This is a genomic window from Streptomyces vilmorinianum (assembly GCF_005517195.1).
Lineage (GTDB): Bacteria > Actinomycetota > Actinomycetes > Streptomycetales > Streptomycetaceae > Streptomyces > Streptomyces vilmorinianum.
The window spans coordinates 2,088,400-2,100,733 of sequence record NZ_CP040244.1 but is presented as its reverse complement, the minus strand read 5'-3'; the positions used below and the strand labels follow the sequence as shown (position 1 = coordinate 2,100,733).

Annotated in this window: 9 protein-coding genes; 2 read left to right on the top strand and 7 right to left on the bottom strand. The window is 71.6% G+C overall.

What is annotated here, in order from left to right; translation table 11 throughout:
* Nucleotides 1-31 precede the first annotated feature (31 nt).
* Nucleotides 32-703, bottom strand: coding sequence for an SIMPL domain-containing protein (locus FDM97_RS09790; protein WP_137990015.1), 672 nt, complete (start codon nt 701-703; stop codon nt 32-34).
* A gap of 145 nt (nt 704-848) precedes the next feature.
* Here FDM97_RS09790 and FDM97_RS09785 point away from each other — a divergent pair, with 145 nt between their 5' ends.
* Complete coding sequence (locus FDM97_RS09785; RefSeq protein ID WP_137990014.1) at nt 849-2,648, top strand: bifunctional metallophosphatase/5'-nucleotidase; 1,800 nt, start codon at nt 849-851, stop codon at nt 2,646-2,648.
* A 4-nt stretch (nt 2,649-2,652) separates the two neighbouring features.
* Here FDM97_RS09785 and FDM97_RS09780 read toward each other — a convergent pair whose 3' ends face one another.
* The 6 genes from FDM97_RS09780 to FDM97_RS09755 form a co-directional block, all read right to left on the bottom strand.
* Nucleotides 2,653-4,074: a lysine N(6)-hydroxylase/L-ornithine N(5)-oxygenase family protein gene (locus FDM97_RS09780; protein ID WP_137990013.1), complete on the bottom strand. Its 1,422-nt coding sequence runs from the start codon at nt 4,072-4,074 to the stop codon at nt 2,653-2,655.
* A complete protein-coding gene (locus tag FDM97_RS09775; protein ID WP_137990012.1) occupies nt 4,071-5,456 on the bottom strand; it encodes a pyridoxal phosphate-dependent decarboxylase family protein in 1,386 nt (461 codons plus the stop codon). The genes FDM97_RS09780 and FDM97_RS09775 overlap by 4 nt, the downstream gene beginning before the upstream one ends.
* A gap of 127 nt (nt 5,457-5,583) precedes the next feature.
* Nucleotides 5,584-8,064, bottom strand: a complete 2,481-nt coding sequence (pepN, locus tag FDM97_RS09770; RefSeq protein WP_137990011.1) for an aminopeptidase N — start codon at nt 8,062-8,064, stop codon at nt 5,584-5,586.
* 95 nt (nt 8,065-8,159) lie between these two features.
* Nucleotides 8,160-9,149, bottom strand: a complete 990-nt coding sequence (locus tag FDM97_RS09765) for an asparaginase (protein ID WP_137990010.1) — start codon at nt 9,147-9,149, stop codon at nt 8,160-8,162.
* Nucleotides 9,149-9,454, bottom strand: a complete 306-nt coding sequence (locus tag FDM97_RS09760) for a chorismate mutase (protein ID WP_137990009.1) — start codon at nt 9,452-9,454, stop codon at nt 9,149-9,151. Before FDM97_RS09760 ends, FDM97_RS09765 begins: the two co-directional genes overlap by 1 nt.
* A gap of 11 nt (nt 9,455-9,465) precedes the next feature.
* The gene (locus FDM97_RS09755; protein WP_137990008.1) at nt 9,466-10,353 is read right to left on the bottom strand and encodes a helix-turn-helix transcriptional regulator; all 888 of its coding nucleotides are present in this window, start codon (nt 10,351-10,353) and stop codon (nt 9,466-9,468) included.
* An 84-nt stretch (nt 10,354-10,437) separates the two neighbouring features.
* On the opposite strand from FDM97_RS09755, the gene FDM97_RS09750 reads away from it, so the two are divergent.
* Nucleotides 10,438-12,222: a glycoside hydrolase family 35 protein gene (locus FDM97_RS09750; protein WP_137990007.1), complete on the top strand. Its 1,785-nt coding sequence runs from the start codon at nt 10,438-10,440 to the stop codon at nt 12,220-12,222.
* The last annotated feature ends 112 nt before the right edge of the window (nt 12,223-12,334 follow it).

Genomic DNA, 12,334 nt, shown 5'->3' with positions numbered 1-12,334 from the left:
AGCATGTCCGGGGGTGTTTCTCGGTGGGTTCTCACAGTGTGGGTGGGGCCATGGTGAAGCGGGCCATGACCTCGGCGGTGACGGTCTGGCGTTGGGGTTCGAGTTCGAGGGGTGGGGTGGTGTCGACGGATTCTGCGGCGAAGGCCATGCGCATGCCGCCCATCGGTGCGGGTGGGGGGACGAGGCCGGTGTCGGAGAGTTCGAGGAGGGCGGCGAGGGAAGTTCCGAGGGCGGCGGCGTACTCTCCGGCCCGGCGGACGGCGTCCTGGACGGCGCGTCGGCGGGCTTCGGCGTGGGCCGGGGAGTCGGGGCGCAGTTCCCACCAGGGTCCGTCGACGCGGGTCCATTCCAGGTCGGCGAGGCGGGTGGTCAGTTCGCCGAGTGCGGTGAAGTCGCTCAGTTCGGCGGTGAGGTGGACCCAGCCGCGGTAGCTGCGTACGTGTTCGCCGCGGCCGCGTCGGGAGGCTTCGGGGGTGATGCTGAAGGCGCCGGTCTCGAGTTTTTCGACCGCTTCGCCGTAGGTCTTGATCAGTGTCAGGGCCTCGGTGTTGCGGCGGGTGAGGTCGGCGAGGACGGCGGTCTTGTCGGTGCCGCGTGCGGTGACTTCGATGCCGATGCGGGCGATCTCGGGGTCCTTCTCCAGGCGTGCTTCGCCGCGGACGGTGACCTGTGGGGATTGTGGGGTGGGGTGGGGGTCGGGCATGGCCGGGCTCCTCGGGTTGGGCGTCGGGTCGGGCGTCGGGTCGCCCGAACACTTTCCCACTCCGTAACCCGAAAGGTCTGTTGCCGGCGTGTCTCCTGGGTCAGAATCTACGCGCGTTGTGCGCCATTGGACCAAGGAGAATCACATGCCGTTGAACCGCCGGACGTTCCTGGAGAGCTCCGTCGCCGTCGGAGCCGGAGCGGCCCTCGCCTCGGGGGTCGCCGCCGCCCCGGCGCAGGCCCATGGACGTCGGCCGAGGCCGGTCAAGCGGTACTCCTTCACCGTGATGGGTACGACGGACCTGCACGGGAACGTCTTCAACTGGGACTACTTCACGGACAAGGAGTTCGACGACAAGGCGCACAACGATGTCGGCCTGGCGAAGATCTCCACGCTGGTGAATCAGGTGCGTGAGGCGAAGGGGGAGGGCAACACGCTTCTCATCGACGCCGGTGACACGATCCAGGGCACGCAGTTGTCGTACTACTACGCGAAGGTCGATCCGATCACCCAGGCGGGTGGGCCCGTCCACCCGATGGCGCAGGCGATGAACGCGATCGGCTATGACGCGGCGGCGCTCGGGAACCACGAGTTCAACTACGGCATTCCGGTGCTGCGGAAGTTCGAGGAGCAGTGTGACTTCCCGCTGCTGGGTGCGAACGCGCTCGATGCGAAGACGCTGCGGCCGGCTTTCCCGCCGTACAGCATGCATCGGCTGTGTACGCCGTACGGGCGGGATGTGATGGTGGCGGTACTCGGGCTGACGAACCCGGGGATCGCGATCTGGGACAAGGCGAACGTGACCGGGAAGATGGTGTTCCCGGGTCTGGAGGAGCAGGCGGCGAAGTGGGTGCCGAAGCTGCGTTCGATGGGTGCGGACGTGGTGGTGGTGTCGGCGCACAGCGGTTCCAGTGGGACGTCGTCGTACGGTGACCAGCTTCCGTATGTCGAGAACGCGGCCGGTCTCGTGGCGGAGCAGGTGCCGGGTATCGACGCGATTCTCGTCGGGCACGCGCACACGGAGATCGCGGAGTACCGGGTGGCGAACAAGGAGACGGGCAAGGAGGTCGTGCTGTCCGAGCCGCTCAAGTGGGGTCAGCGGCTGACTCTGTTCGACTTCGATCTGGTGTGGGAGAAGGGCCGCTGGGTGGTGGAGAGGGTCGGCGCGCAGGTGCTGAACTCCAACACGGTGGAGGAGGACCCGGAGATCACGGGGCTGCTCGTGGACGAGCACAAGAAGGTCGTGGAGTACGTCAATCAGATCATCGGCACGTCCACCGCGACGATGGCCACGGCCGACGCGCCGTGGAAGGACGAGCCGATCATCGATCTGATCAACCACGTCCAGGCGGAGACGGTGCGGGCGGCGCTGGCCGGCGGCGAGTACGCGGCATTGCCGGTGCTGTCGCAGGCGTCCTGTTTCTCGCGGACGGCGGCGATTCCGGCCGGGCAGGTCACGATCCGGGATGCGGCGGGGCTGTATGTCTTCGAGAACACCCTGGAGGCGCGGCTGATGACGGGTGCGCAGATCAAGGACTATCTGGAGTTCTCGGCGCGGTACTACGTGCAGACGCCGGCGGGTGCGCCTGTGGACCCGGCGAAGCTGACGAACGCGAACGGCACGCCGGACTACAACTATGACGCCGTGTACGGGGTGACGTACGAGATCGACATCGCGAAGCCGGCCGGTGAGCGGATCGTGAACCTGTCGTTCGGTGGGAAGCCGATCGATGCGGCGGCGCAGTTCGTGCTGGCGGTGAACAACTACCGTGCCAGTGGTGGCGGTGCGTTCCCGCATGTGGCGGGGGCGAAGCAGTTGTGGGCGAACTCGGACGAGATCCGTAACACGATCATTCAGTGGGTGAAGGCGAAGGGGACGATCGACCCGGGCCAGTTCGCGTCGGTGGACTGGAAGCTGACCCGGGACGGTACGCCCGTCTTCTAGGGGTTCAGCTCTGCGTGAGAGGCGTCAGCTCCTGGCTCTGGGCCGGGATGCGTGGCGCCTCTCGCTGTTCGAGGCCGAAGGTGGTGAAGGCGGTGCGGCGGGGCAGCGGGTAGGGCTCTTTGCCGGTGAGGGAGTTGAGGATGGTGGCGCTGCGCCAGGCGGCGAGTCCGAGGTCGGGGGCGCCGACGCCGTGGGTGTGCTTCTCGGCGTTCTGTACGTAGACGGAGCCGGTGACGGACTCGTCGAGGACGAGCCGGTACTCGTCGTCGACCGTGGCTCGTCCGTGGGAGTCGTGGCGCAGGTACGGGTCGAGTCCGGCGAGCATGCGGTCGACGGGGCGCTCGCGGTAGCCGGTGGCGAGGACGACGGCGTCGGTGGTGAGGCGGGAGCGGGTGGACTGCTGGATGTGTTCGAGGTGCAGTTCGACCTTGGTGGTGGCGACGCGGCCGGCGGTGCGGACGCGGACGCCGGGGGTGAGGACGGCGTCGGGCCAGCCGCCGTGGAGGGTGCGCCGGTAGAGCTCGTCGTGGATGGCGGCGATGGTGTCGGCGTCGATCGCTTTGTGCAACTGGCTCTGGCGGGGCAGGAGTTCGTTGCGTACGGGTTCGGGCAGGCCGTGGAAGAAGCGGGTGTAGTCGGGGGTGAAGTGCTCCAGGCCGAGTTTGGAGTACTCCATGGGCCGGAAGGCTTCGGTGCGGGCCAGCCAGTGGAGTTTTTCGGCGCCGGCGGGGCGTGCCCTGAGCAGGTCGAGGAAGATCTCGGCGCCGGACTGGCCTGAGCCGATGACGGTGACGTGTTCGGCCGCGAGGAGCTGTTCGCGGTGGGCGAGGTAGTCGGCGGAGTGGAGGACGGGGACGTTCGGGGCGTCGGCGAGGGGTCTGAGGGGTTCGGGGATGTAGGGCTGGGTGCCGACGCCGAGGACGACGTGGCGGGTGTAGGCGCGGCCCAGGGCTTCGGCCTCGCCGTCGGCGTCGAGTTGGGTGAAGTCGACTTCGAACAGGGCGCGTTCGGGGTTCCAGCGGACGGCGTCGACCTGGTGGCCGAAGTGCAGGCTGGGGAGCTGGCCGCTGACCCAGCGGCAGTAGGCGTCGTACTCGGCGCGCTGGATGTGGAATTTCTCGGCGAAGTAGAAGGGGAAGAGGCGGTCGCGGGAGCGCAGGTAGCTGAGGAACGACCAGGGGCTGGCGGGGTCGGCGAGGGTCACGAGGTCGGCGAGGAAGGGGACTTGGAGGGTGGCGCCTTCGATGAGGAGGCCGGGGTGCCAGTGGAAGGCGGGGTTCTGTTCGTAGAAGGTGGCGGAGAGGCCGCCGGGGACGCCGTGGGCGAGTGCGGCGAGGGAGAGGTTGAAGGGGCCGATGCCGATGCCCACGAGGTCGTGGGGTTGGTCGGGGTCGCGCGGGGGACGCTGGGGGGTGCTGCCGGTCATCGGTCGCTGCCGCCTTCCACGAGGGTGATGAGTGCTTCCAGGTCGCCGGGGGTGGCGTGGGGGTTGAGCAAGGTGGCTTTGAGCCAGAGGCGGCCGTCCTCGTGGGCGCGGCCGAGGACGGCGCTTCCTTCGGTGAGGAGGGTGCGGCGGATCGCGGCGACGGTGGTGTCGTCGGCGTCGGTGGGCCGGAACAGGACGGTGGTCAGGGTGGGGCGTTCGTACAGCTCCAGGCCGGGGGTCTTCTCGACGAGGTCGGCGAGGTGCTGGGCGAGGGCGCAGACCTGGTCGACGAGTGCGCCGAGGCCGTGGCGGCCCAGGGCGCGCAGGGTGACGGCGGTTTTGAGGATGTCGGGGCGGCGGGTGGTGCGCAGGGAGCGGCCGAGGAGGTCGGGGAGGCCGGCTTCGGTGTCGTCGTCGGCGTTGAGGTAGTCGGCGGTGTGGGCGAGGGCGGCCAGGTCGGTGGTGTCGCGGACGGCGAGGAGTCCGGCGGCGGCGGGCTGCCAGCCCAGTTTGTGGAGGTCGAGGGTGACGGTGCGGGCGCGGTCGAGTCCGGCGAGGAGGGGGCGGTGGGTGTCGCTGAAGAGGACGGGGCCGCCGTAGGCGGCGTCGACGTGCAGCTCGGCGTGGTGGGCTTCGCAGAGTGCGGCGATCTCGGGGAGGGGGTCGATGCGGCCGGTGTCGGTGGTGCCGGCGGTGGCGGCGACGAGGAGGGGGCCGTGGAGGTCGGTGAGTGCTTCGTCGAGGGCGACGGGGTCGAGGGTGCCGTTGGGGGTGGGTACGGTCACCGGCTCGGGGAGGCCGAGGAGCCAGGCGGCGCGGCGGAAGGAGTGGTGGGCGTTGGCGCCGACGACGGTCTGGACGGTGTGACCGGCCGGGCCGTGGCGCTCGCGGGCGAGGAGCAGGGCGAGCTGGTTGGACTCGGTGCCGCCGGTGGTGACGAGGGCGCCGGGGTGGGGCGCCGTGGGGTACACGGCCGTGGCCAGGGCCTCGGTGACGAGGTCTTCGAGGGCGGAGGCGGCGGGGGCCTGGTCCCAGGAGTCCATGGAGGGGTTGAGCGCGGAGGCGGCGAGATCGGCTGCGGCGGCGAGCGCGAGGGGCGGGGTGTGGAGGTGGGCGGCGCAGAGGGGGTGGGTGGGGTCGGCGGCGCCGGCGGCGAGGGCGCGGACGAGGGTGTGGAGGGCGGCGGTGGGGGTGGTGCCGTGGGGTGGGAGCGGGTCTCCCAGTGCCTCCCGTACCTGGGCGGCCACTGTCTCGGGGCCGCCGGCGGGGAGGGGGCCGCTGCGTGCGCGCGCTCCGTCCTGGAGGGCGGTGAGGACGGTGTCCAGGAGGGGGCGCAGGGCGGTGGTGTCTGTCGCGAGGGGCGGAGTGGGCTCGGCACGCATGGACATGAGCGTGCCGGGGGTTTTGTGGGTTTGTCCGGCGAGATCGCCGGTGCAACCCGAACGAGGGACGGGGCCTGGACAGGGCCCCGTCCTCGTGGTGGGCGTTCGGCTGCGCCCATGGACCGCGCTACGCGGTGCGGACGCGCAGGGCTCGGCGGAGGTCGTCGAGTTGGTCGCTGAGTTTGCGGCGGAGGGCGGGGATCAGGGTGGGGTCTGTCAGGTGGTGGTCGCCCGTGGCGAGGGACTCCTCGTCGATCGCGAAGGACGGGAAGGCGTAGCGGCCCGCGGCCTCGGCCATCGCGGGGCCGCGGCGGGCGCCGAGGGCGGTGGCGGCGGGGTAGAAGCGGGGGACGTACTCCCGTACGAGGTCGGCCTGTTCGGGCTGCCAGAAGCCCTGGGCCGTCGCCGTGAACAGGTAGTTGGACAGGTCGTCGGAGTCGAAGAGGCGGGACCAGGCGGCCGCCTTGGCCTGCGCGGTGGGCAGGGCGGCGCGGCAGCGGGCGGCGCCTTCCTGGCCGGTGGCGCTGGGGTCGCGCTCCAGTTCCGCGGCGATCTCGGGCTCGTCGACGGCGCCGAGGACGGCGAGGCGGGCGAGGATGCGCCAGCGCAGCTCGGGGTCGAGTTCGGGGCCGCCGGGGACGGTGCCGTCGGCGAGCCAGGCGGCGATGGTGTCGGGCTGGGTGGCGCTGTCGATGAAGGTGCGGACGGCGGTCAGGCGCAGGCCGGGGTTGTCGCCGTCCTCGGTGCGGCGGATGAGGTCGCGGGCGAGTGAGGTGATGAGGGCGAGTGCGGCGGGGCGGTCCGCGGCCGGCACGTAGCGGTCGGCGATCTGGGTGCGGGCGAAGGCGAGGGCGCCCTGGACGAGGGCGAGGTCGGTCTCCTCGGGGAGGTGGGCGTGGGCCGTCTCCAGGTAGGCGGCGGGCTCCAGTTCGCCGTCGCGGACCATGTCGCGCAGGGTGTTCCAGACGAGGGCGCGGGTGAGCGGGTCGGGGATGCCGGAGAGGGTGCGCAGGGCGGTCTCCCGCGAGGTCTCGTCCAGGCGCACCTTGGCGTAGGTGAGGTCGCCGTCGTTGAGGACGACGAGGGCCGGGCGCGGGCCGGGGAGTTCGACGGGCGCGGTCTGCGGGACGTCGATGTCGAGGCGCTCGCGCGGGACGAGCCGGCGGCCGTCGACGAGGTCGCGGTCGTAGACGCCGACGGTGATCCGGTGCGGGCGGCTGCCCGCGTGATTCACCTTGAGGCCGCCGTCGCCGAGCTCGGGGGTGAGGGTGTCGACGCCGGTGGTGCGCAGCCACTGCTCGGCCCAGCCGTGGACGTCGCGGTCGGTGGCGGAGGCGAGGTTGTCGATGAAGTCGGCGAGGGTGGCGTTGCCGAACTTGTGGCGCTTGAAGTGGGTGTTGATGCCGGTGAGGAAGTCCTTCTCCCCCATCCAGGCGACGAGCTGGCGCAGGGCGGAGGCGCCCTTGGCGTAGGAGATGCCGTCGAAGTTGAGCAGTGCGGAGGCGGTGTCGGGGACCGCGTCCGGGTCGGGGGCGACGGGGTGGGTGGAGGGGCGCTGGTCGGCGTCGTAGCCCCAGGCCTTGCGGGAGATGCCGAAGTCGATCCAGGTGTCGGGGAAGCGGTCGGCGCACGCTTCGTTGACGGTCTGGAAGCCCATGTACTCGGCGAAGGACTCGTTGAGCCAGATGTCGTCCCACCAGCGCAGGGTGACGAGGTCGCCGAACCACATGTGGGCCATCTCGTGGGCGATGACCATGGCGCGGGTCTGGCGTTCGGTGACGGTGACGGCGGAGCGGTAGACGAACTCGTCGCGGAAGGTGACGAGGCCGGGGTTCTCCATGGCGCCGGCGTTGAACTCGGGGACGAAGGCCTGGTCGTAGGAGTCGAAGGGGTAGGGCTCCTCGAACTTCTCGTGGTAGCGGTCGAAGCAGGCCTTGGTGATGTCGAGGATCTCGTCGGCGTCGGCGTCGAGGTGGGGGGCGAGGGAGCGGCGGCAGTGGAGGGCGAAGGGCAGTCCGGCGTGTTCGGTGCGGACGGAGTGCCAGGGGCCGGCGGCGACGCAGACGAAGTAGGTGGACAGGAGCGGGGTGGCGGCGGCCTTCCAGCGGCCGTCGGGCTGCTGCTCGGTGATGCCGTTGGCGAGGACGGTCCAGCCTTCGGGGGCCTTGACGGTGACCTCGAAGACGGCCTTGAGGTCGGGCTGGTCGAAGGCGGCGAAGACGCGCTGGACGTCTTCCATGAAGAGCTGGGTGTAGACGTACGACTCGCCGTCGGTGGGGTCCGTGAAGCGGTGCATGCCCTCGCCGGTGCGGGAGTACCGCATGGTCGTACCGACGCGCAGGGTGTGCCGGCCCTCGGTGAGGGTCAGGGGGAGCCGGTTCTCGTCCAGGAGGGCGGGGTCGAGGGGCTCGCCGTCGAGGTGGACGGAGTGGAGCGTGACGGGCTTCAGCTCGACGAAGGTGTCCGCGGCGGCGCGGGCGGTGAACCGGATCTCGGTCGTGGATTCGAAGGTCTCGTCGCCGGTGGTGAGGTCGAGGTCGACCGTGTAGTGCTCGACGTCGAGGAGCTGGGCACGGGTCTGCGCTTCGTCGCGCGTCAGTACGGACATGGGCCCCATGCTGCCTGATGAGGCCACTCCGGGGCAGGGGGGTTCCGCTGACAGCTCAGAGCGGGCACCCCTGGTGCCGGGCCGTGGGGCAGGCGCTATGCCAGGCCGGTTCCGTTCAGGTGGGCGAAGGCGGCGGTGATGCCGGGGCGGTCGTAGCCGGTGGGGCTTTTGGCGCCGGTGGAGAGGAGGGCGTGGAGGAGCAGGCGGGCCTTGGCGGGGTCGAGGGGGCCGGCGGGGATGAGGCCGCGGTGGAGGAGGTCGTGTTCGGAGCCGGGGCCGCGGTAGGTGTGGGTGAGGGTCGCGCCGGCGCCGGTGCGGGAGGCGAGGACGACGGGGACGCGGGTGGCGAGGTGTTCCAGGGGTTCGACGAGCCAGGTGGGGACGTGGCCGGCGCCGAAGGCGGCCACGACGAGGCCGTCGTAGCGGGAGTCGATCGCTTCGAGGAGTTCGCCGCGGTCGCCGAGGGTGAGGGTGAGCAGGGCTACCCGTACGGCGGGGTCGAAGCTCAGGGGGTGGAGGGCGGTCGTGGTGGTGGGGCGCAGGAGGATCCTCGGCTCGCCTTCGACGACGGTGCCGAGCGGGCCGGCGCCCGGGGAGGCGAAGGTGGTGACGGAGGTGGTGTGGCTCTTGCGGACGTGGCGGGCGGCGTGGATCTCGTCGGCGAGGACGACGAGGACGCCGAGGTCGCGGCAGCGGGGGTCGGCGGCGACGGTGAGGGCGGCGGCCAGGTTGGCGGGGCCGTCGGCGCCGGGGAGGTCGGGGCGGCGCATGGCGCCGGTGACGACGACGGGTTCGCCGGTCTCGCAGAGCAGGTCGAGGAGGAACGCGGTCTCTTCCAGGGTGTCGGTGCCCTGGACCACGACGACGCCGGAGCCGGCCGCGACGGTCTCGCGGACCTCGTGGGCGAGTGCGGCGAGGTCGTCGAAGGAGAGGGAGGAGCTGGGCAGCCGGCGGAAGTCGCGCAGTTCGATGTCGGTGTCGGGGGCGCCGAGGCCCGCGAGGACTTCGGCGCCGGTCATGCGCGATGCGTCGCCGCCGCGCGCGGAGATGGTGCCGCCGAGGGTGAAGACCGTGACGCGGCCCATCAGTGTGTTCCGTCCGCGATCGTCTCGTGGTGGCGGATGACCTCGGCGATGATGAAGTTCAGGAGTTTCTCGGCGAACGCCGGGTCGAGTCTGGCGTTCTCGGCGAGTTCGCGCAGCCGGGCGATCTGGCGGGCCTCGCGCGCCGGGTCGGCGGGCGGCAGCTGGTGCTTGGCCTTGAGGACGCCGACCTGCTGGGTGCACTTGAAGCGTTCGGCGAGCATGTGGACGACCGCCGCGTCGATGTTGTCGATGCTTTCGCGCAGCCGGGTCAGTTCCGCAGTGACGGACTCGTCGATCTCGCTCATGAGCAGCGAGCTTAGACGGATCGGGAGGCGATCGTCGGCGGGTGTTCGGGATCCGGGATCTGGTTGCTCCAGCCGCCGGGGACGGTGCGGGCCTGCTGTTCGCGGAAGCGGATGGGTGCGGTGCCGACTCGTCGGGTGAAGAGGCGGGAGAAGTAGGCCGGGTCGTCGTATCCGACGCGTCGGGCGACGGCGGCGACGGGCAGTTCGGTGGCGGCGAGGAGTTCTTTGGCGCGTCCGAGGCGGATGGTGAGGAGGTAGTCCTTGGGGCTGCAGCCGGCGGCGCGGCGTACGGCGGTGCGCAGCTCCGCGGGGGTCATGCCGTGGCGGGAGGCGTGTTCGGCGACGGACAGCGGCTGGAAGGCGTCGCGGGCGAGGGCGGTGAGGACGGGGTCGCCGTCGGCGTTGGTGTCGGCCCGGGCGCGGCGCAGGGCGACGAGGAGTTCGTGGACGGCGGCCGCGGTCTCGACTTCGAGGAGGGGGTTGCCGCGGCGGGCGGCGCGGGCGATGCGGCCGATGGCGGCGCGGGGGGCGGCGGCGTCGGAGAGGGGGACGACGGGCCGGTCCGGTTCGATGTAGCCGAGTTCGGTGTAGGTGGTGGTGGCGGGGCCTGCGAAGTCGACGAAGCTCTCGTCCCAGCCGGTGTCGGGGTCGGCGGAGTAGTGGTGGGGTACGCCGGGGGTGAGCCAGATGAGGGCGGGGGCGGTGATGGTGGTCCGTCGGCCGTCGGGGCCGCGGTACCAGCCGCTGCCGGCGCTGACGACGACGGCGACGTGGTGGTCGAGGGTGCGGGGGCCGACGGTGGGCAGGGTGCCGTGCTGCAGTCCGACGCCGAGGCAGACGAGGCCGAGGCGGTGGTGGACCGGGCTGGGCGTGAAGTAGCGCATCCAGGTGTGGTACATCCGCGGGGCCTGCCTTTCTTCCGTCCAAACAGCGACGATCTTTGTCCATGGACCCCTCCGCCGCCAGAGGGCGAGGGTGAGGCCATGAGCACGTTCGCTGTGGGTGACGAGGACTTTCTCCTGGACGGGCGGCCGGTGCGGCTGCTGTCGGGGGCGTTGCACTACTTCCGGGTGCACGAGGAGCAGTGGGGCCATCGTCTGGGGATGCTCCGGGCGATGGGGCTCACCTGTGTGGAGACGTACGTTCCGTGGAATCTGTACGAGCCGGAGCCGGGCCGGTACGGGGATGTGGGGGCGCTGGGCCGGTTCCTGGACGCGGTGGCGGCGGCCGGGATGTGGGCGATCGTGCGGCCGGGGCCGTACATCTGCGCCGAGTGGGAGAACGGTGGGCTGCCGCACTGGCTGACGGGGCGCCTGGGGCGGCGGGTGCGGACGGACGACGCGGAGTATCTGGGGCATGTGGAGCGCTGGTTCCGCAGGCTGCTCCCCCAGGTCGTGGCGCGGCAGATCGACCGCGGAGGCCCGGTGATCATGGTCCAGGTGGAGAACGAGTACGGGAGTTACGGCTCGGACCAGGGCTATCTGCGCCGGCTGAGGGCGTTGTTGCTCGACTGCGGGGTGAGCGTGCCGCTGTTCACCTCGGACGGGCCCGAGGACCACATGCTGACGGGTGGGTCGGTGCCGGGGGTGCTGGCGACCGCGAACTTCGGCTCGGGGGCGCGGGAGGCGTTCGCGGTGCTGCGGCGGCATCGGCCGTCGGGGCCGCTGATGTGCATGGAGTTCTGGTGCGGCTGGTTCGATCACTGGGGCACGGAGCACTCGGTGCGGGACGCGGCGGAGGCGGCGGAGGCCCTGCGGGAGATCCTGGAATGCGGGGCGTCGGTGAACGTGTACATGGCGCACGGGGGGACGAATTTCGCGGGCTGGGCGGGGGCGAACCGGGCCGGTGCGCTGCACGAGGGGGAGCTGCGGCCGACGGTGACCTCGTACGACTATGACGCGCCGGTCGACGAGGCGGGGTTGCCGACGGAGAAGTTCTGGCGTTTCCGTGAGGTGCTGGCGAAGTTCGCGGAGGATCCGCTGCCGGAGGTGCCGGCGCCGCCGCGGCGGATCGGGCGTCGGGCGGGCGCGGTGTTCGCGGAGTGGGCGCCGGCGGCGGAGGTGCTGGAGGTCCTCGGCGACGAGGAGTGGGTCGGTGCGGTGCCGCCGGCGTTCGAGGAGCTGGGGGTGGACCGAGGGCTCGTCCGCTACCGGTTCGAGATCCCCGGGCCGCGGCAGCCGTATCCGCTGTCGGTGAGCGGGTTGCGCGACCGGGCGGTGGTGTACGTGGACGGGGTGCGGGCGGGGGTGCTGGCGGCGGAGGACGCGGTGCTGCCGGAGCCGGTGGCGGGGCCCGCGGTGGTGGAGCTGTGGGTGGAGTCGCTGGGCCGGGTCAACTACGGGCCGCGGCAGGCGGAGCCGAAGGGGCTCACGGGCGGGGTCCGGCACGAGCGGCAGTATGTGCACGGGGTGCGGGCCCGGGGGCTGCGGCTGGACGCCTTCGAGGCGGGGGCGGTGGCGAAGGTGCCGTTCCGGCCGGTGGCGGGGGCGGGGGCAGGGGCGGGGGCGGGGGCAGGGGCGGGGGGCTCCGAGCCGGGGCTGTACAGAGCCGTGGTGGACGTGGCCGGACCGGGTGACGCGGCGCTGTCGCTGCCGGGCGGGGGGCGTGGCTTCGTCTGGGTGAACGGTTTCTGTCTGGGCCGGTACTGGTGTGTCGGCCCGCAGGAGTCGCTGTTCGTGCCGGGCCCGGTGCTGCGGGAGGGCGGCAACGAGGTGTGGGTGCTGGAGCTGGAGGGCGGGGATCCGCGGATGCGGGTGGAACTGGCGTAGACGCGAGGGGCGGAGCCTTCCGGACGGCTCCGCCCCTCGGTCGGGTCGGGTCAGGCCAGGTCAGCTCGGGTCATGTGGTGTCCTGTCCTGCCCGGTCCGTACGAGGCGTCGC

Bases quoted from the DNA above. Each gene is read 5' to 3' on its own strand.
- FDM97_RS09790 (WP_137990015.1), bottom strand. From the start codon at position 703: ATGCCCGACCCCCACCCCACCCCACAATCCCCACAGGTCACCGTCCGC.
- FDM97_RS09785 (WP_137990014.1), top strand. From the start codon at position 849: ATGCCGTTGAACCGCCGGACGTTCCTGGAGAGCTCCGTCGCCGTCGGA.
- FDM97_RS09780 (WP_137990013.1), bottom strand. From the start codon at position 4,074: ATGACCGGCAGCACCCCCCAGCGTCCCCCGCGCGACCCCGACCAACCC.
- FDM97_RS09775 (WP_137990012.1), bottom strand. From the start codon at position 5,456: ATGCGTGCCGAGCCCACTCCGCCCCTCGCGACAGACACCACCGCCCTG.
- pepN (WP_137990011.1), bottom strand. From the start codon at position 8,064: ATGTCCGTACTGACGCGCGACGAAGCGCAGACCCGTGCCCAGCTCCTC.
- FDM97_RS09765 (WP_137990010.1), bottom strand. From the start codon at position 9,149: ATGGGCCGCGTCACGGTCTTCACCCTCGGCGGCACCATCTCCGCGCGC.
- FDM97_RS09760 (WP_137990009.1), bottom strand. From the start codon at position 9,454: ATGAGCGAGATCGACGAGTCCGTCACTGCGGAACTGACCCGGCTGCGC.
- FDM97_RS09755 (WP_137990008.1), bottom strand. From the start codon at position 10,353: ATGTACCACACCTGGATGCGCTACTTCACGCCCAGCCCGGTCCACCAC.
- FDM97_RS09750 (WP_137990007.1), top strand. From the start codon at position 10,438: ATGAGCACGTTCGCTGTGGGTGACGAGGACTTTCTCCTGGACGGGCGG.